Origin of the sequence: Pseudomonas sp. OIL-1, assembly GCF_010669185.1 — a bacterium.
Classification (GTDB): domain Bacteria; phylum Pseudomonadota; class Gammaproteobacteria; order Pseudomonadales; family Pseudomonadaceae; genus Halopseudomonas; species Halopseudomonas profundi.
Genome location: NZ_CP048629.1, coordinates 752,762 through 775,580 on the forward strand (window position 1 = coordinate 752,762; position 22,819 = coordinate 775,580).

The window sequence follows — 22,819 nt, forward strand, 5'->3', positions numbered from 1 at the left end:
CGGTTTGGCCGCCACGTTGTAGGTTGGGTTATCCTACCCCACTTCCGCCACAGGCGGTATGACCGTCGTCCCTCCTAGACTATCCAGGACCATCGCATGTCGCGCCTTCTTCAACCCGTTTCGATCCTGCTGCTGATGCTTGGGCTGTCCGGCCTCGCCCATGCTCAGGAACAACGCCAGACTACCCACGAATTCAGTCTCGACAATGGCCTCAAGGTCATAGTGCGAGAGGACCATCGCGCACCGGTGGTGGTATCGCAGCTGTGGTACAAGGTCGGCAGCAGCGACGAGCCGCCAGGCAGAACCGGCATGTCGCATGCGCTGGAACACATGATGTTCAAGGGCAGCGAAAACATCGCGCCGGGGCAGGCGTCGAAGTTACTCAGTAGTCTCGGAGCCCAGGAGAACGCCTTCACCAGCCGCGATTACACTGCCTATTATCAGGTGCTCAGCCGTGACCAGCTGGCCGTTGCCCTGGAGCTGGAAGCCGAGCGCATGCACCTGTTGTCCCTGCCCGAGGACGAGGTCATGCGCGAGATGCAGGTCATCAAGGAAGAGCGCCGACTGCGTGTCGATGACAATCCCAACAGCCTCGCCTATGAACGATTCATGACCCAGGCTTACATGGCCAGCCCCTATGCGCAGCCTGTTATCGGCTGGATGCATGATCTTGACCGGCTGACCGTCGAAGACCTGCGCGCCTGGTATGAGCTGCACTACCAACCGGGCAACGCAACACTGGTTATCGTGGGGGACGTCACACTGGAAGAAGTTCGGACGCTGGTTGATCGCTACTTCGGCCCGATTCCCGCTGGCCCGGTACCCGAACAGAAGGCACCGCTGGAACTCCCCGGCGGTGGCGAGCGCAGCATGGTGCTGGAACTCGACGTACAGCTGCCGAGCCTGATCATGGGCTTCAACGTACCGGGTCTGAATACCGCAGAGCATGATTGGGAGGCCCACGCGCTGCGACTTCTCGAAGCCGTACTGGATGGCGGATACAGCGCCCGCCTGGCGAGCCGTCTGGAGCGGGCGCAATCAATCGCCACCTCGGCGTCCGCCAGTTATAGCGCCTTCAGCCGGGGCGATTCGCTGTTCATGCTCAGCGGCGTGCCCAACGAGTCGCGCAATATCACCCTGGAGCAGCTGGAAGACGCGCTCTGGGAGCAGATCGAAGAGCTGAAGGACCAGCCGCCAAGTGCCGAGGAGCTGAACCGGGTGCAATCGCAACTGATCGCCAGCCTGGTTTACGAACAGGATCAGATCAGCCAGCAGGCCAACCGCATCGGTCAGCTGGAAAGCATCGGTCTGCCCTGGACCCTGCTGGACAAGGACGTCGAGACCCTCGAAGCCATCACGCCGGAACAGGTCAGCGAGGTCGCCCGACGCTACCTGACACGTGAGCGCCTGACCCGCGCCCATGTATTGCCTGCCACCCAGAACAAGGAGACTCGCTGATGGCTGTCGCGCATTCCCGAAGAACGCTGCGCTGGTTGCTTGTCCTCATCGCGCTGGCTGTGATTGCCGGCATCACGCTGCTCAAACCAGGCGGGGATAATCCTCCGGCCGAAGCGAAGGCCGCCCCGGCTCCTCTGGTCGATACCACCCCAGCCGCAGTGGATACCGAGAGCACCGCCCAGGGCAGCGCTGGCGACGCACCGTTACCCGACCTCGAGTCCTTGAGCACTCTGGATCCGGACAAGCCACCGGCCCGTCGTAAACTCGATTTGCAGCATTGGACGACAGAGCAAGGCGCGCGGGTGTATTTCATGCAGGCTGATAAACTGCCCATGCTCGACGTGCAGGTATTGTTCGCCGCAGGCGCCAGCCGTGACGGCGATCAGCCAGGCCTGGCCACACTGACCAACGCGATGCTCAACGAAGGTACCGGTGACAAGGATGCGGGCGACATCGCCGCAGGCTTCGAGCGCCTGGGCGCGCAGTTCAGCAACAGCTCTCATCGCGACATGGCACTGGCCAGCCTGCGCAGCCTGACCGCTGCCGACAAGCTGGACCCCGCCCTGGCATTGTTCGCTGAAGTCGTCAGCCGTCCGAGCTTTCCGCAGGACGCCTTCGAGCGCCTGCGCAACCAATTGCTGGCGGGTCTGCGTTATCGCCTGCAGCGTCCGGCAGCACTGGCCAGCGAAGCGTTCTGGGCAGAGCTCTACCCCGACCATCCCTACGGCAGTCTGCCAGAGGGCACCCCGGAGAGCCTGCAGCAGATAACACCTGCGCAACTGGAAGGTTTTCACCAGCAGTTTTATGCTTCGGGCAACGCCGTTATCGCCATGGTCGGCGCGATAGACCGCCAGCAAGCAGAGCGCATTGCGCAGCGCCTGGCGGATGCCATGCCGGAAGGTTCCGCAGCGGCAAAAACGCCTGTGCCCGATCCGATCGAGCCTGAACCTACGCATATCCCCTTCGATGCACAGCAAACGCACATTCTGGTCGGCCAGCGCGGCATCAGTCGCCACGATCCAGACTATGCCGCGCTCTATGTCGGCAACGAAATGCTGGGTGGCTCGGGCTTCGGTTCGATACTGATGGAGGAAATCCGCGAGAAGCGCGGCCTGTCCTATTCAGTCGGCAGCAGCCTGATTCCGATGCAAGCACCCGGCCCGTTCATGATCAGCATGCAGACCCGCGCCGATCAGGTCGAACAGGCGCTGGAAGTCATCAACGACAGCCTGGATGAATTCATCGAGACGGGCCCGAGCGAAGCGGACCTGGAGCGCACCAAGCGGCAAATAATGGGCCAGTTCCCGCTCAGCACCGCGAGCAACGCAGCGATCGTTGGCCAGTTGGGTGCTATCGGCTTCTATGACCTGCCGCTGAATCACATGCAGCTGTTCATGGATCGCATTCAGGCGCTGAGCACCGAGCAGATCCGCGAAGCCTTTGCGCGTCACTTCGAGCCGGCCGGAAGGCTCGTCGTCACCGTCGGGCCTGTGCTTCTAGCAGAAACCGACCCGGACGATACCAACACCGAAATCGCGCCCGATGCGCTTGAGGAAGTAACCCCATGAGGCAGGACAAGGGCCGTCAGAGCCAGCTGCGGATCATTGCCGGAACCTGGCGCAGCCGACGTTTCACCTTCACCGAGCAGCCCGGACTGCGTCCCACGCCGGACCGGGTGCGGGAAACCCTGTTCAACTGGCTCAGCGGCGAAATCGAAGGCGCGCGCTGCCTGGACCCCTTCGCCGGCAGCGGCGCGCTGATCCTGGAAGCGCTGTCACGTGGCGCCAGCTTCGCGTTATGTGCCGACGCCAGCCGTGATGTTGTCGCCACCCTGCGCAGTCATCTGACCATGCTGGAATGCGAGAATGGCGAAGTTCGTCAACAGGACGCCCTGAGCCTGTTGGCCAGCACGCCGGATACACCCTTTGATGTGGTGTTCCTCGACCCGCCGTTCCGGCAAGCGCTGCTGGCACCCGCCTGCGCTGCGGTAGAGGACAACGGCTGGCTGACAGACCAGGCCTGGATCTATACCGAAAGCGAACTGCCGCCGGACCGCCAGACAGTCCCTGCCAGCTGGCGGCTACACCGCGAAAAGCGCGCCGGCCAGGTGTGGTACACACTGTGGCGTCGCGAAGCATAACGATGGATTGCCGAGCACCACGGGCCACGACCGGACTCGACCATAGGTGCCGCCGGCTAGCACGCTGGCCGGGATGGAACCCGGCCCTCCATAAAACACCGAACGATGGAGTGTCGAGCTCCGCCTCGATATAGCGCTACCGCCGGCGACTCCGCTGCTAAGGATGTAGCTCGCCCCTCCTGGGAAGGCCGAGCACCACGGGCCACGACCGGACTCGACCATAGGTGCCGCCGGCTAGCACGCTGGCTGGGATGGTACCCAGCCCTCCATAAAAACACCCAACGATGGAGTGTCGAGCTCCGCCTCGATATAGCGCGACTGGCAACTACACCGCTCGATCCCCAAATCCCTGCAGCGAGACATTCCCAGCAATTGACAGCCCCAGGGTCTTACTCTAGAACCAATTCTCTTGAATCCCCTGTCAGTCGGCCCGCCGACCCCTAAGTAGAGCTCTTATGGTTGCCGACATCGCCTACCTCCAGCAGCAAGACGAAGCCATTTCTGCCCTGAACGATACCTTTGCTCATCAGCGCGCTGCGTTTCGGGTTGCGCCGGTCCCGGACGCGGCAGAGCGCGTCCGCCAGCTCAGGCAGCTAAAGACAGCTCTGATCGCCCAGCAACAGAAGTTGATCGATGCCATCAACCAGGATTTCGGACGCCGCTCCAGTGACGAGACCCGGCTGGCCGAACTGCTGCCATCGGTGGAAGGCATCAACTACACGATCAAGCATCTGAACGCATGGGTGAAGCCGTCTCGACGCAGCGTTGGTCTGGCGTTCCAGCCGGCCACGGCGCGGGTGATCTACCAGCCGCTGGGCGTGGTGGGCATCATCGTGCCCTGGAACTACCCGCTTTATCTCGCCATGGGCCCCCTCACAGCTGCCCTGGCGGCCGGCAACCGGGCGATGATCAAAATGAGCGAGTCGACGCCAGCCACCGCTGCGGCTATGGCTGACTTGTTAGCCACGGTATTTCCGCGGGAACAGGTAGCGGTCGTCTGCGGTGAGACGGATATCGCCGTGGCCTTCGCCAGGCTGCCGTTTGATCATCTGCTGTTTACTGGCGGCACCGGAATCGGCCGTCATGTCATGCGTGCAGCGGCGGAAAATCTCACGCCGGTGACACTTGAGCTCGGCGGCAAGTCGCCAGCGATCATTGCAGCCGATGTGCCTGTTGCCGATGCTGCCGAGCGAATCGCCTTCGGCAAGGGACTCAACGCTGGCCAGACCTGCGTCGCGCCGGATTACGTGCTGTGTCCGCGCGCGCGTGTCGATGAGCTGGTCGAGGCGTTGCGCCAACGTTTCAGCACGATGTACCCCACCCTGGCGGAAAATCCGGACTACACGCAGATCATCAATCCACATCACCTTCAGCGGCTCAAGGGCTATCTGGCGGACGCCATCGACAAGGGCGCCACAGCGCATGCGATCAATCCAGCCGAGGAAGATATCGGCGGGAGCCGGGTGCTGCCGCCAACGCTATTACTGGATGTCACCGATGACATGCTGGTGATGCAGGACGAGATTTTCGGTCCGCTTCTGCCCATCGTGCCCTATGACAACCTGGAACAGGCGCTTGCCTATATCGCCGAGCGGCCCACGCCGCTGGCCCTGTATTACTTCGGCTACGACCGCGCCGAACAGCAACGGATCATGACCCAAACCCAGGCCGGCGGCATGTGCATCAACGATACCCTGTTGCATGTCGCGCAGGACGACCTGCCCTTCGGCGGCAAAGGGCCTTCGGGAATGGGGCGATATCACGGCCGCGAAGGGTTCCTTACCTTCAGCCAGGCGAAAGGTGTATATATCAAGCAACGCTTCAACGGCGCCCGGCCGATCTATCCACCCTACGGCGGCAAGCTGTTGCAGCTGATATACAGGTTATTCATTCGCTGACGCGCAGCTAACCAGAGGAGGGAAAAGGATGCCCCGCCCAATACGGCTCAATCGCCGGGGTCTATTGAAGCTCGGCGTCGGTGCGAGTGTTGCGCTGTCTACGGCGGGTCTTGTAGCCACCATTACTGGCTCCACGCCCGACCAACCGCATGCCGGCATGAAAGTCCTGCGCAGTGTTGACCTGCCGGTGCTGGCCCTTCTCTTTCCGGCCTTTATCGGCCCGCATCCCAAGCTGGACGACGTGGCGATCCAGGCGGCCATTCGCCAGCTGGACTTCACCCTGGCGCATAGCTCCGCGCAGACCCAGAAAGAGGCACTGCAGTTGCTGGGGCTGCTCAGCTTCGCCCCTACCCGCGGTCCACTGACGGGCATCTGGGGCGCTATCGAGCAGGCCAGCCCGGCCGAAATTGATACCTTTCTGCAGCGCTGGCGCGACAGCCGGCTGGACCTGCTGCGCCAGGGGTATAAAGCCCTGGGACAGTTGCTGCTGATGAGCTGGTACGCGCTACCCCAATCCTGGGAAGCCGCCGGCTATCCCGGCCCGCCGGTCATCTGATACACCAAAGGGGACATGAGTAAATGCCTGTACCAGACGTAGTCTTGCAAGGGATTGAACAGGGCTGGGATGTGCTGGACGCGAGCAGCCTCGACCGGGACGCGGTTTTCGAGGCTGATGTGGTCATCATCGGTACCGGCGCGGGTGGCGGTACCAGTGCGGAGATCCTGGCTGGAGCAGGACTTAAAGTAGTGCTGATTGAAGAAGGTGCCCTGCGCACCTCCAGCGACTTTCATAATGACGAAGCCACCGGCTACGCCGAGCTGTACCAGGAAGGCGCAGCGCGGGCCAGCAAGGACGGCGGCATCGGCATTCTACAGGGCCGTACCGTTGGTGGCAGCACCACCGTCAACTGGACCAGCAGCTTTCGTACCCCCGATCAGACGTTGGCTCACTGGAATTCGGTGCATGGCGTGACGGGTATCGATAGCGCCAGCATGGCGCCCTGGTTCGAGCGCATCGAGCAGCGCCTCGGCGTCGCGCCCTGGGCCGTGCCACCCAATGCCAACAACGATGTGATTCGTAGCGGCTGCGAAAAGCTGGGCTGGCATCAGGCAGTCATCCCGCGCAACGTACGCGGATGCTGGAATCTGGGTTATTGCGGCATGGGCTGCCCGACCAACGCCAAGCAATCGATGCTGGTGACCACTATCCCCGCCGCCCTGAAGCGTGGCGCAACGCTGATTCACCGCGCCCGTGCCGAGCGTTTACTGATTCAGGGCGATCGCGTGGAAGGCGTGCAATGCCGGGCGATGAATGCCGAGCTGACTCGCGCTGACGGCCAGGCTATTGAAGTGCGTGGCAAACATATCGTGCTCGCCGGCGGCGCAATCAACAGTCCCGCACTGCTGCTGCGCTCCGGCGCACCTGATCCGCACGGCCTGGCTGGCAAACGCACTTTTCTGCATCCGGTGAATTTCAGCACAGCGCAATTTGATAAACCGATCAATGGTTTCTACGGCGCGCCGCAGTCGATCTACTCCGACCAGTTCCAGTGGCAAGACGGGGCGATTGGGCCGATGGGTTTCAAGCTCGAAGTGCCCCCGATGCAACCCAGCATCACCTCCGCCCTGCTGGGTGGCCACGGCAGCACCAACCTGCAGCGCATGCACAAGTTGTCCCATAGCAACCTGATATTGGCGCTGCTGCGCGACGGCTTCCACGAGCAGAGCCCGGGCGGCACGGTAATGCTGCGCGACGATGACACGCCGGTGCTCGACTACCCGCTCAACGAGTATCTGTGGGACGGTGCGCGCCGGGCGTATCTGGCGATGGGCGAAATCCAGTTCGCTGCCGGCGCTAACGCCGTAGCGCCGGTACACAGCCGCGGCGAATACAGCACCAGCTGGACTGCATACCGACAACAGGTCGAAGCCTTGCGCTATGTTATCCACGACGTACGGCTGGCCAGCGCCCACGTCATGGGTGGCTGCCCGATGGGTGAAGACCCCTCCCGATCAGTCGCCAACAGTCGCGGCCAGCATCATCAACTGGAAAACCTGTCGATATTCGACGGGTCGTTGTTCCCCACCAGTGTTGGCGCCAACCCGCAGCTGTCGGTGTATGCACTGACAGCACGTCTGGCAACGCAGCTGGCCGAGCAGTTGAGCCGGGGCGCTAGCCCAACGGCAACAAAGCAGGCCAGCAGCACAACGGTTGGCCGCGGATAAGCATTAAGCTACCATTTGCCCCTTCAAGCACTCATGAAAAGGCAAACTGCCAATGAACACCGTACTCTATCCCGGCACATTCGACCCCATCACCAAGGGCCATACCGATCTGGTCGAACGCGCGGCAAGGATGTTCGACAAGGTGGTCGTGGCGGTTGCGGTCAGCAGCAAGAAGAACCCTGCCTTTTCCCTCGATGAGCGCGTCAGCATGTGCCGGGAAGTCCTGGCGCACTTGCCCAATGTCGAAGTAGTTGGCTTCTCGACGCTACTCGCGCATTTTGCCCGCGAAGTGAACGCCAATGTTCTACTGCGAGGCCTGCGCGCCGTGTCGGACTTCGAGTATGAATTCCAGCTCGCCAACATGAATCGCGTCCTCGCGCCGGAGGTCGAGAGTCTGTTCCTGACGCCGTCGGAGAAGTATTCCTACATCTCCTCTACGCTGGTGCGCGAGATCTCCAGTCTGAAAGGTGATGTCACCAAATTCGTACATCCGGTAGTCAATGAGGCCCTGCGCAAGCGTTATAATGCCTAGGCTCAGACCTAACGCACCATCACGTAGGAGTGCCCGGTTTCATGTCTCTGATCATCACTGACGACTGCATCAACTGCGACGTCTGCGAGCCGGAATGCCCGAACAACGCCATTTCACAGGGCGATGAGATCTATGTGATCGATCCGAACCTGTGCACCGAGTGCGTCGGGCATTTCGACGAACCGCAGTGTCAGCAGGTTTGCCCTGTTGATTGCATTCCGCTGGACCCGAACCATGTCGAGAGCCGTGAGGAACTGATGGAAAAGTATCAGATCCTCGTCGGTACGGCTTAAGCCCGTGCACCGCCTGTTTCTGCTGCCAGCCCTGCTGCTGGCATTCACGATTCAGGCAGCTTCCCTGCCTGGCCAGCAGGCAGTCGCCACCGCCCATCCTGACGCCACCGCCGCAGCCCACCGCATTCTTGACGAAGGCGGCAATGCATTTGATGCGGCCATTGCTGCCGCTGCGACGCTCGGTGTAGTCGAGCCCTACAGCTCCGGCATCGGTGGCGGCGGGTTCTTCCTGCTGCGCCAGCCTGATGGCGAAACCATTGACTACCGCTTCATCGATGCACGGGAAACCGCGCCGCTACGCGCCAGCCGTGACCTGTACCGCGACGCTAAAGGCGTGGTGCAGCGCGACCCCGCATTGAATGGTCCGCTCGCCGCCGGCATCCCCGGTCTACCTGCCGCGCTGGTGCATCTGGCCGAACACTACGGAGACCTGCCGCTAAGCCGAAGCCTAGCGCCCGCCATCGAGGCGGCTGAGCAGGGTTTTGCTGTGACTGACCGATACCGCATGCTGGGCGGTTTCCGCGTTGAGGCCATGCGCCGCGACCCCGAAACCGCCCGCTTGTTTCTGCGCAATGGAGCACTGCCCGCCGAAGGAGAGGTGATCAAACAGCCGGAGCTGGCGCAAACACTGCGGCAACTCGCCGCCAACGGCCGCGACGGGTTTTACCGCGGCCCGGTTGCGGCGCAGCTGCTAAAGGGTGTCGAGGCAGCAGACGGCATCTGGCAGCAAGCTGACCTGGATGCCTACGAGGTAATAGAGCGCGAACCGATTCGCTTTCACTCGCATGGCATGGAGATTATCAGCGCGCCTCTGCCGTCGGCCGGAGGCATTGCTCTGGCGACCATACTCCAAGGCGTCGAAAGCCTGCCCGCGACACAACCTGGATCGGTGGCCTGGACGCACAATCTTGTAGAGATGATGCGTCGCAGCTATCGCGACCGCGCGTTATTACTGGGTGATGGTGATTTCGTCGAGGTGCCGGTTGCGCGCCTGGTCTCCAGAGAATATGCCGAACAACTCGCCGCTACCATTGACCCGCAACGCGCCACCCGCAGCGCTGAACTGGGGGCACCGAAGCTATTCAGTGAAGGTACCAACACCACGCATTTCTCATTGATGGATGCAGAGGGCAACGCCGTCTCGGCAACGCTGAGCATCAACCTGCCGTTCGGCGCAGCCTTCACCGTGCCCGACACCGGGGTGCTGCTGAATAACGAGATGGACGACTTCGCCGCCGATCCGGCCGGGCGCAACGAGTATGGGCTGGCCGGTGGCGAGGCCAATGCCATCGCCCCCGGTAAACGTCCGCTTTCGAGCATGGTGCCGACCATGCTGGAGAGTGATTCACGTCTGGCAGTGCTCGGCACGCCGGGCGGCAGCCGCATCATCACCATGGTGTTGCTCGGCGCACTGGAAGCCATTGAGCAACAGCCGGTACAGCGCTGGGTCAGCCGTCCACGCTTCCATCATCAGTATCTGCCTGACCGGATTCAGGCAGAAGATAACGCCTTCACGTCAGAGGAGCAGACTGCACTGAAAAAGCTGGGTCACCGGATCGAACCTGCCGGACGCCGTTATGGTGACATGCATGCGCTGGAGTGGGACAAGCGCAAGGGCGAAGTGAGCGCCGCAAGCGACCCGCGCGGCGTCGGTGCGGCGCAGGTCAAACACCCGCTCAAGGAAGATTGATCGAGGGCTCGATCCGCTCCCGTCCGCCCTTGCGGTTTTTTCTCGCCAGAGGCTTGGTCCTGGTCGGCCGCTCGCGCTTTCGCGGCTGTTCGACCTCGGCTGGCTCCGGCTCGTACGGCGCGACAACCTGCTCGACCACCTCACCCCGCGCGGCCAACACGGCATGAGCCATTGCCAGATGGCGTCGAATGTCCATCAGATAGTGCATGTCGTTAAGCAACGAGGTCGCCTGCCAACCGTCGAGGTCGCGGTTGCGCAGCTGCAGCTGCACGCCCTTCTGGAACTCGGCTGAGAACAGCTTGCCTTGCTTCTCGTATTCGTAGAACAACTCAGCCTGAGCGGCAGCGTCGCCCTGAATATCTTCCAGCCGCCCCAGTGCCAGCAAGGCCAGACCGCACTGCTCGCGGAGCACCTCGTAAGACACCCGCACGGCAGGGGGAGCGTCATCAAGCTGCTTGCGCAGGTTCTTCTGCAGATGTTTGGCCGCCTTGACAGCCTCGACCAGATCGCGCCCCGCCAGGTTATGTTCCATCAGCACCTGCTGCTGTTCCGGCAACAGCGAGATATCCATACGGCTGATGAAGTCGACGATATCCGAATACACGCCCTTGATATGCCGCTCGTACAGCACATCGGCATTTTCGCGCTGGGTCGCCGCCACGGGCGCGCGCACCGCCTCGTGCAACTGACGCCGCGGCATGCCGAGCAGTACCGCTGGAGGCAGGTAGGTCGCCGCGGCAATGACCTGCCGCGTCAGTGCGGCCAGATGCAGAAGTTCCTGGTCCAGCACCTTGAGCGCGGTATCGGCATGCAGCAAGGCCGAATCATTCAGGTACTGGGCCCGTGCGCGTGGCTGCTCACTCAACACCAGCGGCTTGATTTCGGTACTGCCGACGGGAATTGCTTCCGGAAACCAGCGCATCAGCACTTTTATCATCAAGGGAACGAAGGGCAGCATCAGCACCAGCCCAAGCAGATTGAACAACGTATGGAACAAGGCAAGCTTGAGCGTATAGGCATCGTCGGCGATCCCCAGCACATAAGCCATCGAATCAACGCTGCGGGCCAACAGGGGCAGTATGAGCAAGGCTACTGCAGCCGTAACGCCGTTGAACATGATATGTGCCGCGGCCAGCCGCCGACCGGCGTTATTGCTGCCGAGCGCGCCGATCAGGGCAGTCACAGTAGTGCCCAGATTAGCGCCTATAGCCATTGCCAGCGCATTGTCATAAGCCAGCTGACCACTGGCCAGCGCGGCCAGCGTAATCATCAGTGTGGCGTGGCTGGATTGCATCAGCACCGTCGCCAGCAGACCCAGCACCAGGTAGACAATCACCCCTAGCCAGCCGGAGAACGCATAGGTATCAAGGTTCAGTGCACCTTCGAAACTGGCGAAGCCGGCTTTCATCAGATCGATGCCGAAAAACAGCAGACCAATGCCGAGCAAAACCTGGCCAATGCCTTTCCAGTGCGCCTCGGCTCGACGTCCGAGCATGACGCCAAACACCAGCAATGGCATGGCCACCGAAGCCAGATCGACCTTCAGGCCCACCAATGCAATCAGCCAGGCGCCCGTCGTGGTGCCCAGGTTTGAACCAAACACGATGCCGATGCCCGCCATCAGGCTGATGAGGCCGGCGCTTAGAAAGGCGATGCTGAGCAGGGTCACCAGAGAGCTGGATTGAACGAGGGCGGTACTGGTGAAACCGAAGGCCAGGCTTTTCCACAGCCGATCGGTGCTTCTGGACAGCCAGCGCTCGAGCGCACCGCCGGTGAAGGCCCGAAACCCATCTTCGAGATGGCGCATACCCATGATGAACAAGGCGACCCCTGCGGCGAGGGTGGCCAGCTCAACCTTCCAGAAAAAGAGAATCAGTAGTACCAGCAGGGCGACCGGAAGCCAGCCCGGCTTGAAGAAAGTACGCATTAAGCTCCTATGATCCAGCGACCGGATCGACAACCTGCTGGCTGTCGTCCGACTCGCCAGGGTTCATATCAGAAGCGTTCGTCCTGCTGCTTGCGACCGTAGCCGCTCTTGGTGCAGCCCAGGCAACGCATGAAGGTTTCGCGTCCCGGACGGACTACCAACTCCTGTCCGGCCTCGGCAGTATTGCCGGCCAGAGCAGTGAACGGAAGGCTGACAACGAACGCCGCAGTGCCCACAGCCGTGACGCCCAGCAACAACGGCCGGGCAATGATCAGATCACCAACCATGGCAAAAATTCCGGGGTTGTTGACCTCTTCCTTGTATCCAAATGATTGATCAGCAGCCGCAACGCTGCCAGCCAGCAGCAAGCCGGCCATTAAAGCTGTGGTATGACGTAACAGGCGCATAATTGAGTCCCTGGTTTGTGGCCCGATAGGCGTTTTTTATCATGCCGGCAACCCTTCCCGGGTACCGTTCACTCTGCATTGTAGGCCTTAAAGGCACTTTTCGGAATCGGGCCGGGGAAATTCACCCACCACCCCGTTTTCAGGGCCTGGCAGAGCGCTTATCGTTGGCAGCCGCGGCAGAATACCGAGCTGCGCTGGCCCAGCCGGGCCTCGCTCAATGTCATACCGCACACCTTGCACAGCTGGCCGGCCCGTCCATACACGAACAGCTCCTGCTGAAAATAGCCCGGCTTGCCGTCGCCGCCAGTAAAATCGCGCAGAGTGGTGCCGCCACGTTCGATGGCGAAGGCCAGGACCTTCCGGATTTCCTCGGCGAGGCGCTGATAGCGCGCCCTGCTGATGCGCCCCGCCTCGCGTCGCGGATCAATCCCGGCGGCAAACAGCGCCTCGGCTGCATAGATATTGCCCACCCCCACAACGATGGCGTTATCCATGATGAACGGCTTGACCGCCATGCTGCGGCCGCGGGAGCGCTCATACAGCCGGTCGCCATTGAACGCATCGGACAAGGGCTCCGGCCCAAGACTGGCGAGCAGCGGGTGCAGCTCCCCGTCGCGTTGCCAGAGCATGGCGCCAAAGCGCCGCGGGTCGGTGTAACGTAGCGCCAATCCCGAATCCAGCTTGATGTCCACATGCTCATGCTTGAGCACCGGTGTATCCACCGGCACCAGCCGCAGATTGCCGGACATGCCGAGGTGGCTGATCAGGGTTCCACCGCCTATATCCATCAACAGATACTTCGCGCGGCGACGCACCGCGGTAAATGTCTGCCCTTCAATCTGGATCGCCAGATCCTCTGGAATCGGCCAACGCAGGCGCCGGTCACGCACTATCAAGCGGGTAACCCGATGACCTTCGAGATGCGGAGCGATGCCGCGGCGTGTGGTTTCGACTTCAGGTAGTTCTGGCATGGGGCTCCTGCTCAGATGTGCAGCCAATAGGTGGCGAATATTAACAGCAACAACATCGGCATGACGGTGGCCACAAACCGCGCATTCCAGACGAAAGCCACTCGCACCGGCGCTTCGCCGCTATAGCGCGCCAGTATCAGCGTGGAAGGACCAAACGGAGAAAAGATCATCGCCAGTGAGAAGCCGCACATCAAGCCCACCGCCGGGGTCAGGATCGGTACGCCCAGCGCCGCCAGCTGCGCCAGCAAGCCCGCGATCAGTGACAGCGAGACGATAGGCGCAACGCCTATCGCCGCCAGTATGATGGTGCTGAACAGGCTCGCCACCGCCAGCAGGACATTGTATCTCGGAGCCTGAGCCAACCAGGCGGCAAAGTCGCCCAGTGGCGCGGCCGCGCCGAGCAACCCGCCAAGCACCGCAGCACAGCCGAAGATGAACATTTCGTTGTGCATACTCACCATATTCTCGGTGACTTCCTGCCAGGCCGCCTTCGGCGCGCGGTCACGCCAGAGCAGATAGCCCACCGCCCCGAGCGGCACCAGCACCATGGCTGACTGCGAAGCCGTGAGTATGGTCATGTAGGCCAGCGCACCCATGGCGGCCAGCCCCAGCAGGCTGCCCAGAACCAGTGGCCACATACCGTCGGTTTTGCTGTCATCGCCGATGCTGTCACGCAGGCGCTTCAAACCACGCGTTTCATGGCGCCAGCCGGCGACCACCATCATCAAGGTCGCGGCCAGACCGTAGGGAAACAGGTCTACCCAGGAAACATCCGGCATCTCCCGGGAAATAATCGCGATAGTGATGCTGGTGGGTGCCAGCAGAGGCACCAGTGCAAAGCCTCGGAGTGTCGTCACCATCACGCTGCGCAGGCCGTCACGCTGCTGCTGCTCGGTCAGCGGATAACGCTGCAGGTGCTCCTTGAGCGTGCCGCAGAGCAGATTCATCATGCCGAAATTGAGCACCGACCCAATGCTGGCGGCGGTGAGCACGTATCGTGGGTAAAGAATCGAGGTTGGGCCGGAGAGCAACATCTTGTGCAGCTGGCGCAAAGGCTCCAGGCGCCGCGCCAGCAACTGCATCAGACCCAGCGCGCCGAGAAAGCTGGTGTAGTAGGCGGCTGAACTGGCCAGCCGTGGCCACAGGTCCGGCTCGGCCCGGAACCCGAAGACGACCGCCAGTAGCAATGCCAGGGTGATAAAGCCCAGCCAGCGCGGGTAAGGATTGAGGCGTCGGAATCGCAGGCAAAAATACGTCCCCAGAACCAACGCAGCCAGCCAGCTCAAGGGCTTCTGCTGGCTGACCAGCGCCGCCAGCTCGAGCCCGACACCCAGCGGCAATAATCCGGCAATCATTGCCGGCGACTCAAGGCAGGTCCTTGCGATACAGGCCTTTCTTGAATACACCCTCGCCGAAACTGATCAGCTTGTCGTTATCGTCCAGCAAATCGCAGGCGGCCATGAACACCTTGTGCCCGGCGCTGCGGCAGGTCGCGACCGCGCGCACCCGGGTACCGACTGGCGCGGTCGCGGAAAAATTGACATTCATCGAGAGCGTAATGGCCACGCGACGTTCTTCGGAGGTAGGTGCCCAGGTGCCGCACAAACCCATGGCGATATCCAGCAGACTGGCAGTCACGCCACCGTGCAGGTTGCTGGCGTTATTCATGTGCCGCTCTGTCAGCGTCAGCGCAACGACCGCTCGCCCTTCCGAATATTCGACCAGCTCAGCACCCAGGTCCTGAAAGAATCCGGTCACTGACCGTGCGACTGCTTGCCGTTGATCCTGATCCATGAAGCATTACCCTTAATGTTTTTATGTTGATCGTTACCATTCAGCGCGACTGACCCATCGGCCATGAAATTGACCAGCCCTACACGCTGCCTGCCGTGCCGCGTGAAACGCGCGCGACCAGTGAACTTGCGCTCGATAAGCGCAGGATTTAATCTCACGCACCTTCAAACGAAATATCGTTCCGCATTGCGGAATGCAGGGTAAACGAGGAGACATTGCATGTTCAACCGGATTGGCGTAATCGGCGCCGGTGCCATGGGTCGCGGAATTGCCCAGCTGTTTGCCACCAGCGGCCAACAAGTGCTGCTGTACGACACGCGTAAAGAGGCAATCGACGACGCGCTGGCATTCAATCGCAACCTGCTGCAGCGGTCTGTAGCCAAAGGCAAGCTCAGCGAGCAGGATTTCGAGGCCACCATGGGTCGCATGCAGCCCGCGGCAACCCTCGAAGAGCTGAAGGATTGCGATCTGGTTATCGAGGCAATTGTCGAAATTCTCGAGGTCAAACAGAAGCTGTTCGATCAGCTCGAAGCCATCGTCCGTGATGATTGCGTTCTGGCCACCAATACCTCCTCGCTGTCGGTCACCCGTATTGCCAGCAGTTGCAACAAGCCTGAGCGCGTTGCCGGTTTTCACTTCTTCAACCCTGTGCCACTGATGAAGATAGTCGAAGTGGTACGTGGCGAGCGCACCGACGAGCGCTACATTCAGGGTCTGGTTGATCTGGCCAACACCGCCGGGCATTTCCCCGCGATCACGCCCGACACCCCCGGCTTCCTGGTCAACCACGCCGGTCGCGCCTTCGGCACTGAAGCGCTGCGTATCCTCAGCGAAGGCATTGCCACGCCGCAACAGATCGATCGCATCCTGCGCGACGGCCCGGGCTTTCGCATGGGGCCCTTCGAACTCTTCGACCTGACCGGCCTGGACGTCTCCCACGCGGTGATGGAGTCGGTATACGAGCAGTTCTACCATGATCCGCGCTATACGCCGTCGTTCATGGCTGCGCAGCGCGTAGCGGCTGGCCTGCTGGGTCGCAAGACCGGCCAGGGCTTCTACCGCTACGAGAACGGCCAGAAAATCGAGCCGCAGGAAGCCGCACCCGAAACCGTGCTGATCAAGCGTCCGTTCTGGCTGCATACCGATGACGACGCGGTACGCAGCAATGTACACGCTGCCTTGTCCGCCGCCGGCGCCACGCTGGAAGACGGCAATCAGCCCAGCGATGAAGCCATCTGCCTGGTCACACCCCTGGGTGAAGACTGCACCACGGCTTTGATCCATCTTGGGCTGCCCGCCGAACGCACTCTGGCCATCGACTGCTTTGCCGACTGGGATAAGCGCCGTACCTTGATGCGCCAGCCCGCCGCCCGGGCCGATATCGTTGCCCAGGCGCGCCAGGCGCTGAGCGCCGATGGCGTGCCGGTGGAGCTGATCAACGATTCCCCCGGTTTCGTCATTCAGCGTCTGATTGCCAGCGTTATCAATCTGGGCACCGAGATCGCCCAGAAAGGTATTGCCACGCCGGAAACCCTGGACCGCGCCATTCAGCTTGCGCTGGGCTATCCGAAAGGCCCGCTGGCCTTCGGCGAGCATTACGGCAAGCATCGCGTCCTTACCGCACTGAACAACCTCCAGGCCGTTTATGGCGAACCGCGGTACCGGCCGAGCCCCTGGCTGCGTCGGCGCGTTCAGCTCGACCTGCCATTAACCGCCCCCGACTTCCAGGAGTAATCTGATGACTGCCTATATTTATGATGGTCTGCGTTCCCCCTTCGGCCGCCACGCTGGCGCATTGGCCAGCGTACGCCCTGACGATCTGCTGGCCGAAGTCATGCGCGCGTTGATCGCCCGTAACCCCTTCGACCAGAAGGACTACGAAGACGTGGTCATGGGCTGCACCAACCAGGCCGGTGAAGATGCCCGTAACCTGGCGCGCCACGCTGCCCTGCTGGCCGGCCTGCCCCAGGAAGTCCCCGGCCTGACTGTAAACCGCCTCTGCGGCTCCGGCCTGGCTGCCGTCCTGGACGCACACCGGATGGTCAAGGCTGGCGAAGGTGAGCTGTTCATCGCTGGCGGCGCAGAAAGCATGAGCCGTGCGCCCTTCGTCATTGCCAAGAGCGAGAACCCCTACTCCCGCGAGTTCCGCGCCTTTGACAGCACCATCGGTGCGCGCTTCCCCAACCCCAAGGTTGAGAAAGACCACGGCTGCGACACCATGCCGGAGACGGCAGACAATGTTGCCGAGGAACTGGGCATTACCCGCGAGCAGGCCGACACCTACGCTGCACGCAGCCAGGCGTTGTATGAGAAAGCCCGCGCCGAGGGTTTCTTCGATGAGGAGATTCACCCCATCGAAGTCTCCCAGGGCCGTAAAAAACCCAGCAAACTGGTCGACAAGGACGAGCATCCCCGCCCCAGCAGCGACATGGAAGCGCTGTCGAAACTGCGTCCGCTGTTTGAAGGCGGCGTGGTTACCGCCGGCAATGCCTCTGGCGTCAACGACGGTGCCGCTGCACTGTTGATCGGCTCCGAAGCCATCGGCCAGAAGTATGGACTCAAGCCCCGCGCACGCATTCTGGCTGGCGCTGTCGCTGGCGTCGCACCGCGCCTCATGGGGGTTGGTCCGGTTGAAGCCTGTAAAAAAGCACTGGCACGCGCCGGCCTGACGCTGGCAGACATGGATCTCATCGAGATCAACGAAGCCTTCGCCTCACAGGTGCTTGGCTGCGCCAAGATGCTCGAGCTGGACTTCAACGATCCACGCCTGAACCCCAACGGCGGCGCCATTGCTGTCGGTCACCCGCTGGGCGCTTCCGGCGGCCGACTGACGCTGACGGCGGTTCGCCAGCTGGAACGCACCGGCGGTCGCTATGCACTGGTCAGCCTGTGCATTGGCCTGGGTCAGGGCGTCGCAGCTGTCATCGAACGCGTCTGAATACTGACCCGATCCTCCGCTGAGCAGTATGCGGAGCGCCACAAACAGCCAGACCTGCCGAATCGGCAGTCTGGCTGTTTGCTTTCTGCCTGCCAGGCGTGACATGGCGGCATCGAATTTCCCGGCGCTTCTGGTATCGTGAACGCTTCTGATCAACCCGGTATCGCAGATGCAAATAGCTTCCAATCCCTTCGAATGGCTCGGTGAAGTGCTGGGCAGCCTGGTGCGTATCGTCATCGACAGCCTCACCTGGATATTCGACCTGCTCAGCACCGCCAGTGCAGGCTTCATCAACGGATTTGCGCGCACGCTGGGCGTCGATAGCAGCTGGCTGAGCATCGGCGCCGTGATTATCGGCCTGTTATTGCTGTATAGCGGAGTGCAGTCGCTGATGCGCAAGCGCTTTATCAGCGGAGTCATCTGGATTCTGCTCGGGCTCTGGTTGTTGAGCGCGCTGGTGCGCTGAGCAGCCGCGGTGCAGCACGCGTGAACCGAGAGCACAAATGAGAGTCCGCATAGAACGAACTATGCGAAGGCATCAACTTCATCAGAGGAGACCATCATGGGATTTGCCTTTTCCACCGATCTGCAACTGACCAGTAGCGCCTTCGAACAGCACGGCGCGATTCCCACCAAACACACCGGCGAGGGGCAAGACGTATCCCCGGCGCTGAGCTGGAGCAACCCACCGGCAGGCACCAAGTCCTATGCGATCATCTGCCATGATCCTGACGCACCGCTGGTATCGCCCAACGGCACTTACGGTTTCGTTCACTGGACGCTCTACAACATCCCCGGCGAGGTCAATTCGCTGCCGGAGGGGACCTCGGACTACACCCAGGGCACCAACAATTTCGGTGAGAACGGCTACAAGGGACCGATGCCGCCCGAAGGTCACGGCCGTCATCATTACTACTATTGGGTGTTGGCGCTCGACGCCGAGCTGAACCTGCCCGAGGGGCTGAGCATGTGGGAATTGCTGGAAAAGATTGAGCCGCATACGCTGGCCATGAACCGCCTGATCGGCACCTACCAGCGCGGCTGAGCCCGGTGCATCCCGCCGGCGAGCAAGCTCACCGGCGGGCATTTCTATGCGTTGCGCCCTTCCAGCGCAGCCTTCAACTCTGCTCGCAGTGGCTCGCTCATCAATCGCCGGGTTTCCCGATACGCCTTGCGATCCAGCTTCGCCAGACCTTGTACCTTTGCCCGAGCGCGATCGAGCAACTGATCGGCGCTGACCAACTCATCGTAAAAGCCCGCCTGCACTGCCCGCTCCGGATCCAGCGTCTCTGATTGCAATGCACAACGCGACAGCCACGCCGGATTCAAGCGCGCCCGTGCCTGGGGCATGGCGGCATCGGGCATGGTCATGCCAATTGCCACTTCATTCAGCCCTACCTTGAACGGGCCTTCAATTCCAAGACGGTAATCCGCCAACAGCAGCATGAACGCCGCCTTGGCCATTGCGTGTCCGGTGCTGGCGATCACCAGCGGCGCAGGAAAATCCAGCATCGCCATCGACAGGCGATCACCCGCCGCGCGCATGGCATCACAGGCAGGCCCGCCAGCATCAATCAGCTTTCGGTCGTAACCGCCACTGAATATGCCCTGTCGCCCGCTGATCAACACCGCGCAATCGGCCGCTGCCGCTTCCTCGAGCGCCTTCAGCAAGGCCTCGAGCATGGTTTGCGACAAGGCGTTGGCCTTGCCGTCATCCAGCGTGATCTCGGCAATGCCGTTGGTGATATTCAGCGTCAAGCCACTCATGATGCAGACCCCGCGCGCGCCTCGTCACGCAGCACCCGCCGCAATAACTTGCCGACCGTCGATTTGGGCAGGTCATCCCGAATCTCGACCGTGCTGGGCACCTTGTAACTGGTCAGGTGTTCGCGGCAATGGGCGATAATCGCGGCCTCGTCGAGATTGGCCTCGCTGAGGCTCACATACAGCTTGATCGCCTCGCCCTTCTTCTCATCCGGCACGCCTACCGCCACGCATTCGCGGATCGCCGGGTGCAGCATGACGACTTCTTCGATTTCGTTCGGATACACATTGAAACCGGACACCAGGATCATGTCCTTCTTGCGGTCGACCAACTTGAGAAAACCTTCTTCATCGATCAGACCGACATCACCTGTACGTAGCCAGCCATCGGCGGTGAAGGTTTCGGTGGTCTCCTCGGGGCGCTGCCAGTAGCCCTGCATGACCTGCGGCCCGCGGATCAGCACCTCGCCCGGTTCGCCCGGTGCAGTCTCCTGGCCATCCTCATCGACCGTCTTCAGTTCGGTGTCGATCACCGCGCGACCAATAAAACCTTCCTTATAGGGCGTGAAGGCAGTGGAAGCGATAACCACCGGAGAGGTTTCAGTCAGACCGTATCCCTCACGCACCACGCTGCCGGTGCGCTGAAACCAGCGCCTGGCCACTTCGGTGTTCAGGGGCGCGCCGCCGGAATTCACCCACTTGAGCCGGCTGAAGTCGATACTGTCGAATTCAGGATGCGCCAACAGCGAAACAAACAGCGAGTTGATACCGGTAAGCAGCGTCACCGGACGGCGCTTGATATCGGCGATCATGCTGTCGAGATCACGCGGATTGGTAATCAGAACGCTGTGAAACCCTGTCGCGACAGAGGCGATGCAGTTCGCCGTGAATGCGAAGATGTGGTACAGCGGCAACGGCGAAACGCGAACCTCGTTACCGTATTCGACATCACCCTCGCGGATGATGCTGGTGGCCTGGATCACGTTGCTCAGAATATTACGATGGGTCAGCATCGCGCCCTTGGAAACGCCGGTGGTGCCGCCGGTGTATTGCAACAGAGCCAGATCATCCAGGCCGCGTGCGGTCTGTACTTCGGGCAGGCCCTGACCCAATCGCAACGCTTGCTGGAAACGTGTCACATCAGGCTCGTCTGCTTCATGGACGGGGTTTTGCAGATCATCCACGCTGGTGACAATCAGGTGCTGGATCTCGGTATTGCCCTGAATGCTGCGCAACATCGGCACCAGCTTGTCGAGAACGACAATCGCCTTGGCACCGGAGTCGGCGAACTGGTGGCGACTTTCGTGCGGGGTGTATTGCGGATTGGTATTGACGATGACCAGTCCGGCCTTCATCGCGCCAAAGATGGCGACGGTGTACTGAAGAAGATTGGGCAGTTGTATGGCAATGCGGTCGCCAGGCTCAAGGCCCAGCCCGTGGCGCAGGTAACGCGCAAAGAAGTCCGCCGAGGCGCGCAGTTCAAGGAAGGTCTCGGTGTCTGCACCGCAGGAAAACGCTGGCTTGTTGCCGTAATCCTGGCAGGCCTTTTCAAGCACATCGAAGATGGTGGCGTGACCCAGTTGCGCCAGCTGGGTGCCGACGACAGAGTGAGCGGATATCGACATCTGAACCTCTTGATTTTTTTGGACTGTTATTTTGCACTGCGGAACCAAATACCAAAAAGATGCTATTCTATCCAAAGTGAGTGTGCAATGATCAGGCAACGACGCACGCATCGTTGCTCGGCCACACCGGCTCAATTGCTCAGAGCATCGAGACAACAAAAACAGCCGGACATTGAATATTTGCTCCGTTCGGGCAGCGCTCACATAGCGCCGCCGAATGATCCATAGCACGGTATCTCAGGCACTTCAGTCCAACGTACGGAATGTGCACAGACCAATGTCCAAGACGCTTAAAGGGTAATAAAGCGCCATGAACGAAGATTCGCAATCAATCAAGGAAACGGCGGTCAAGGATCGCAAATTTGTCGAGGCGCTTTCCCGCGGCCTCGACGTGCTGCGCGCGTTCAGCCAGGGCACCGTGGTCATGGGCAATCAGGATATCGCCCGCATCACCGGCCTGCCCAAGCCCACCGTTTCCCGCATGACCTACACACTCACCAAACTCGGCTATCTGAGCTACTCGCCGCAGCTGGAGAAATATCAGCTTGATTCAGGCGTGCTGGCCCTCGGTTATGCCTATGTTTCGAATCTGCGAGTGCGTCAGTTGGCCAAGCCGTACATGGACGAGTTCGCCCGCAGCACCAACACCTCGGTGGGCCTGACCTGCCGCGACCGTCTGTCAATGATCTACGTGGAAAACTGCCGCCCTGCCGAAGCGACCTCCCTGCGCATGGATGTCGGTATCCGCCTGCCGCTCGGCACCACCGCCGCAGGGCGCGCCTATCTCGCAGCGATGAAGGAAGAAGAGCGCGCCCATGTGCTGACCGCTCTGGCCAACCGTCATCCGGAAACCTGGCCGGACATCGAACGGCGTGTGGCAACCGCGCTGGAAGAATATGAAGCCTATGGTTTCTGCCTGTCGCTCGGTGATTGGGACCGCAACGTTAACGCTGCAGGCGTTCCGCTGTTCCTGCAGGACGGCACTATTATGGTACTGACCTGCGGCGCACCGACCTATCTGGTGCCTGCGGAAAAGGTCAAGAACCAGCTGGCCCATCAGCTGGAGATGCTCGCGCGGGATATCGAGCGACTCGGCGTCTGACCAACAGCCATACCCTGCGTCGCACTAAAATCGCGGCGCGGGGTCGGTATGTCT

Annotated in this window: 21 protein-coding genes; 14 read left to right on the forward strand and 7 right to left on the reverse strand. The window is 61.2% G+C overall.

Features of this window, described 5'->3' with window-relative positions:
- Positions 1-96: 96 nt before the first annotated feature.
- The 9 genes from G3M63_RS03420 (at position 97) to ggt (ending at position 10,237) form a co-directional block, all read left to right on the forward strand.
- A complete protein-coding gene (locus G3M63_RS03420) occupies positions 97-1,458 on the forward strand; it encodes a pitrilysin family protein (protein WP_163981874.1) in 1,362 nt (453 codons plus the stop codon).
- Positions 1,458-3,026 (forward strand): pitrilysin family protein, encoded by a 1,569-nt coding sequence (locus G3M63_RS03425; RefSeq protein WP_163981875.1) that lies wholly within the window; start codon positions 1,458-1,460, stop codon positions 3,024-3,026. Before G3M63_RS03420 ends, G3M63_RS03425 begins: the two co-directional genes overlap by 1 nt.
- Complete coding sequence (gene rsmD, locus G3M63_RS03430; RefSeq protein WP_163981876.1) at positions 3,023-3,598, forward strand: 16S rRNA (guanine(966)-N(2))-methyltransferase RsmD; 576 nt, start codon at positions 3,023-3,025, stop codon at positions 3,596-3,598. Before G3M63_RS03425 ends, rsmD begins: the two co-directional genes overlap by 4 nt.
- Before the next feature lie 455 nt (positions 3,599-4,053).
- The gene (locus G3M63_RS03435) at positions 4,054-5,496 is read left to right on the forward strand and encodes a coniferyl aldehyde dehydrogenase (protein ID WP_163981877.1); all 1,443 of its coding nucleotides are present in this window, start codon (positions 4,054-4,056) and stop codon (positions 5,494-5,496) included.
- Positions 5,497-5,524: 28 nt separating this feature from the next.
- Positions 5,525-6,052, forward strand: coding sequence for a twin-arginine translocation pathway signal protein (locus G3M63_RS03440; protein ID WP_163981878.1), 528 nt, complete (start codon positions 5,525-5,527; stop codon positions 6,050-6,052).
- A gap of 23 nt (positions 6,053-6,075) precedes the next feature.
- Positions 6,076-7,722, forward strand: coding sequence for a GMC family oxidoreductase (locus G3M63_RS03445; RefSeq protein ID WP_150301695.1), 1,647 nt, complete (start codon positions 6,076-6,078; stop codon positions 7,720-7,722).
- A gap of 52 nt (positions 7,723-7,774) precedes the next feature.
- Positions 7,775-8,254 (forward strand): pantetheine-phosphate adenylyltransferase, encoded by a 480-nt coding sequence (coaD, locus tag G3M63_RS03450; RefSeq protein ID WP_150301694.1) that lies wholly within the window; start codon positions 7,775-7,777, stop codon positions 8,252-8,254.
- A 41-nt stretch (positions 8,255-8,295) separates the two neighbouring features.
- Positions 8,296-8,547, forward strand: a complete 252-nt coding sequence (locus G3M63_RS03455; protein ID WP_150301693.1) for a YfhL family 4Fe-4S dicluster ferredoxin — start codon at positions 8,296-8,298, stop codon at positions 8,545-8,547.
- 4 nt (positions 8,548-8,551) lie between these two features.
- Positions 8,552-10,237, forward strand: coding sequence for a gamma-glutamyltransferase (gene ggt / locus G3M63_RS03460; protein WP_163981879.1), 1,686 nt, complete (start codon positions 8,552-8,554; stop codon positions 10,235-10,237).
- On the opposite strand, the gene G3M63_RS03465 is transcribed toward ggt, so the two are convergent.
- From G3M63_RS03465 to G3M63_RS03485, 5 genes are all read right to left on the reverse strand, one after another.
- Entirely contained in the window at positions 10,224-12,164 is a 1,941-nt protein-coding gene (locus G3M63_RS03465) for a Na/Pi cotransporter family protein (protein WP_163981880.1), read from the reverse strand. The two genes, ggt and G3M63_RS03465, sit on opposite strands and share 14 nt — an antisense overlap.
- Before the next feature lie 68 nt (positions 12,165-12,232).
- Positions 12,233-12,571 carry a multidrug transporter gene (locus tag G3M63_RS03470; RefSeq protein WP_150301690.1) on the reverse strand — a complete coding sequence of 113 codons (339 nt, stop codon included), beginning with the start codon at positions 12,569-12,571 and terminating at the stop codon, positions 12,233-12,235.
- A gap of 158 nt (positions 12,572-12,729) precedes the next feature.
- On the reverse strand, positions 12,730-13,542 hold the full coding sequence (mutM, locus tag G3M63_RS03475) for a bifunctional DNA-formamidopyrimidine glycosylase/DNA-(apurinic or apyrimidinic site) lyase (protein ID WP_163981881.1): 813 nt from the start codon (positions 13,540-13,542) through the stop codon (positions 12,730-12,732).
- Positions 13,543-13,553: 11 nt separating this feature from the next.
- Complete coding sequence (locus G3M63_RS03480; protein ID WP_150301688.1) at positions 13,554-14,897, reverse strand: hypothetical protein; 1,344 nt, start codon at positions 14,895-14,897, stop codon at positions 13,554-13,556.
- A gap of 10 nt (positions 14,898-14,907) precedes the next feature.
- Positions 14,908-15,336 (reverse strand): PaaI family thioesterase, encoded by a 429-nt coding sequence (locus tag G3M63_RS03485; protein ID WP_150301687.1) that lies wholly within the window; start codon positions 15,334-15,336, stop codon positions 14,908-14,910.
- 219 nt (positions 15,337-15,555) lie between these two features.
- On the opposite strand from G3M63_RS03485, the gene G3M63_RS03490 reads away from it, so the two are divergent.
- The 4 genes from G3M63_RS03490 (at position 15,556) to G3M63_RS03505 (ending at position 19,319) form a co-directional block, all read left to right on the forward strand.
- Positions 15,556-17,070, forward strand: coding sequence for a 3-hydroxyacyl-CoA dehydrogenase (locus tag G3M63_RS03490; RefSeq protein WP_163981882.1), 1,515 nt, complete (start codon positions 15,556-15,558; stop codon positions 17,068-17,070).
- Between the two features lies 1 nt (position 17,071).
- Positions 17,072-18,274, forward strand: a complete 1,203-nt coding sequence (locus tag G3M63_RS03495) for a 3-oxoadipyl-CoA thiolase (protein ID WP_218573686.1) — start codon at positions 17,072-17,074, stop codon at positions 18,272-18,274.
- Positions 18,275-18,443: 169 nt separating this feature from the next.
- Entirely contained in the window at positions 18,444-18,740 is a 297-nt protein-coding gene (locus tag G3M63_RS03500) for a hypothetical protein (protein WP_150304867.1), read from the forward strand.
- Between the two features lie 96 nt (positions 18,741-18,836).
- Positions 18,837-19,319: a YbhB/YbcL family Raf kinase inhibitor-like protein gene (locus G3M63_RS03505; protein WP_150301683.1), complete on the forward strand. Its 483-nt coding sequence runs from the start codon at positions 18,837-18,839 to the stop codon at positions 19,317-19,319.
- 44 nt (positions 19,320-19,363) lie between these two features.
- On the opposite strand, the gene G3M63_RS03510 is transcribed toward G3M63_RS03505, so the two are convergent.
- Positions 19,364-20,041: a crotonase/enoyl-CoA hydratase family protein gene (locus G3M63_RS03510; protein ID WP_163981884.1), complete on the reverse strand. Its 678-nt coding sequence runs from the start codon at positions 20,039-20,041 to the stop codon at positions 19,364-19,366.
- Complete coding sequence (locus G3M63_RS03515; RefSeq protein WP_163981885.1) at positions 20,038-21,663, reverse strand: AMP-binding protein; 1,626 nt, start codon at positions 21,661-21,663, stop codon at positions 20,038-20,040. The genes G3M63_RS03510 and G3M63_RS03515 overlap by 4 nt, the downstream gene beginning before the upstream one ends.
- A gap of 310 nt (positions 21,664-21,973) precedes the next feature.
- On the opposite strand from G3M63_RS03515, the gene G3M63_RS03520 reads away from it, so the two are divergent.
- Entirely contained in the window at positions 21,974-22,765 is a 792-nt protein-coding gene (locus G3M63_RS03520) for an IclR family transcriptional regulator (RefSeq protein WP_150301680.1), read from the forward strand.
- Positions 22,766-22,819: the final 54 nt, after the last annotated feature.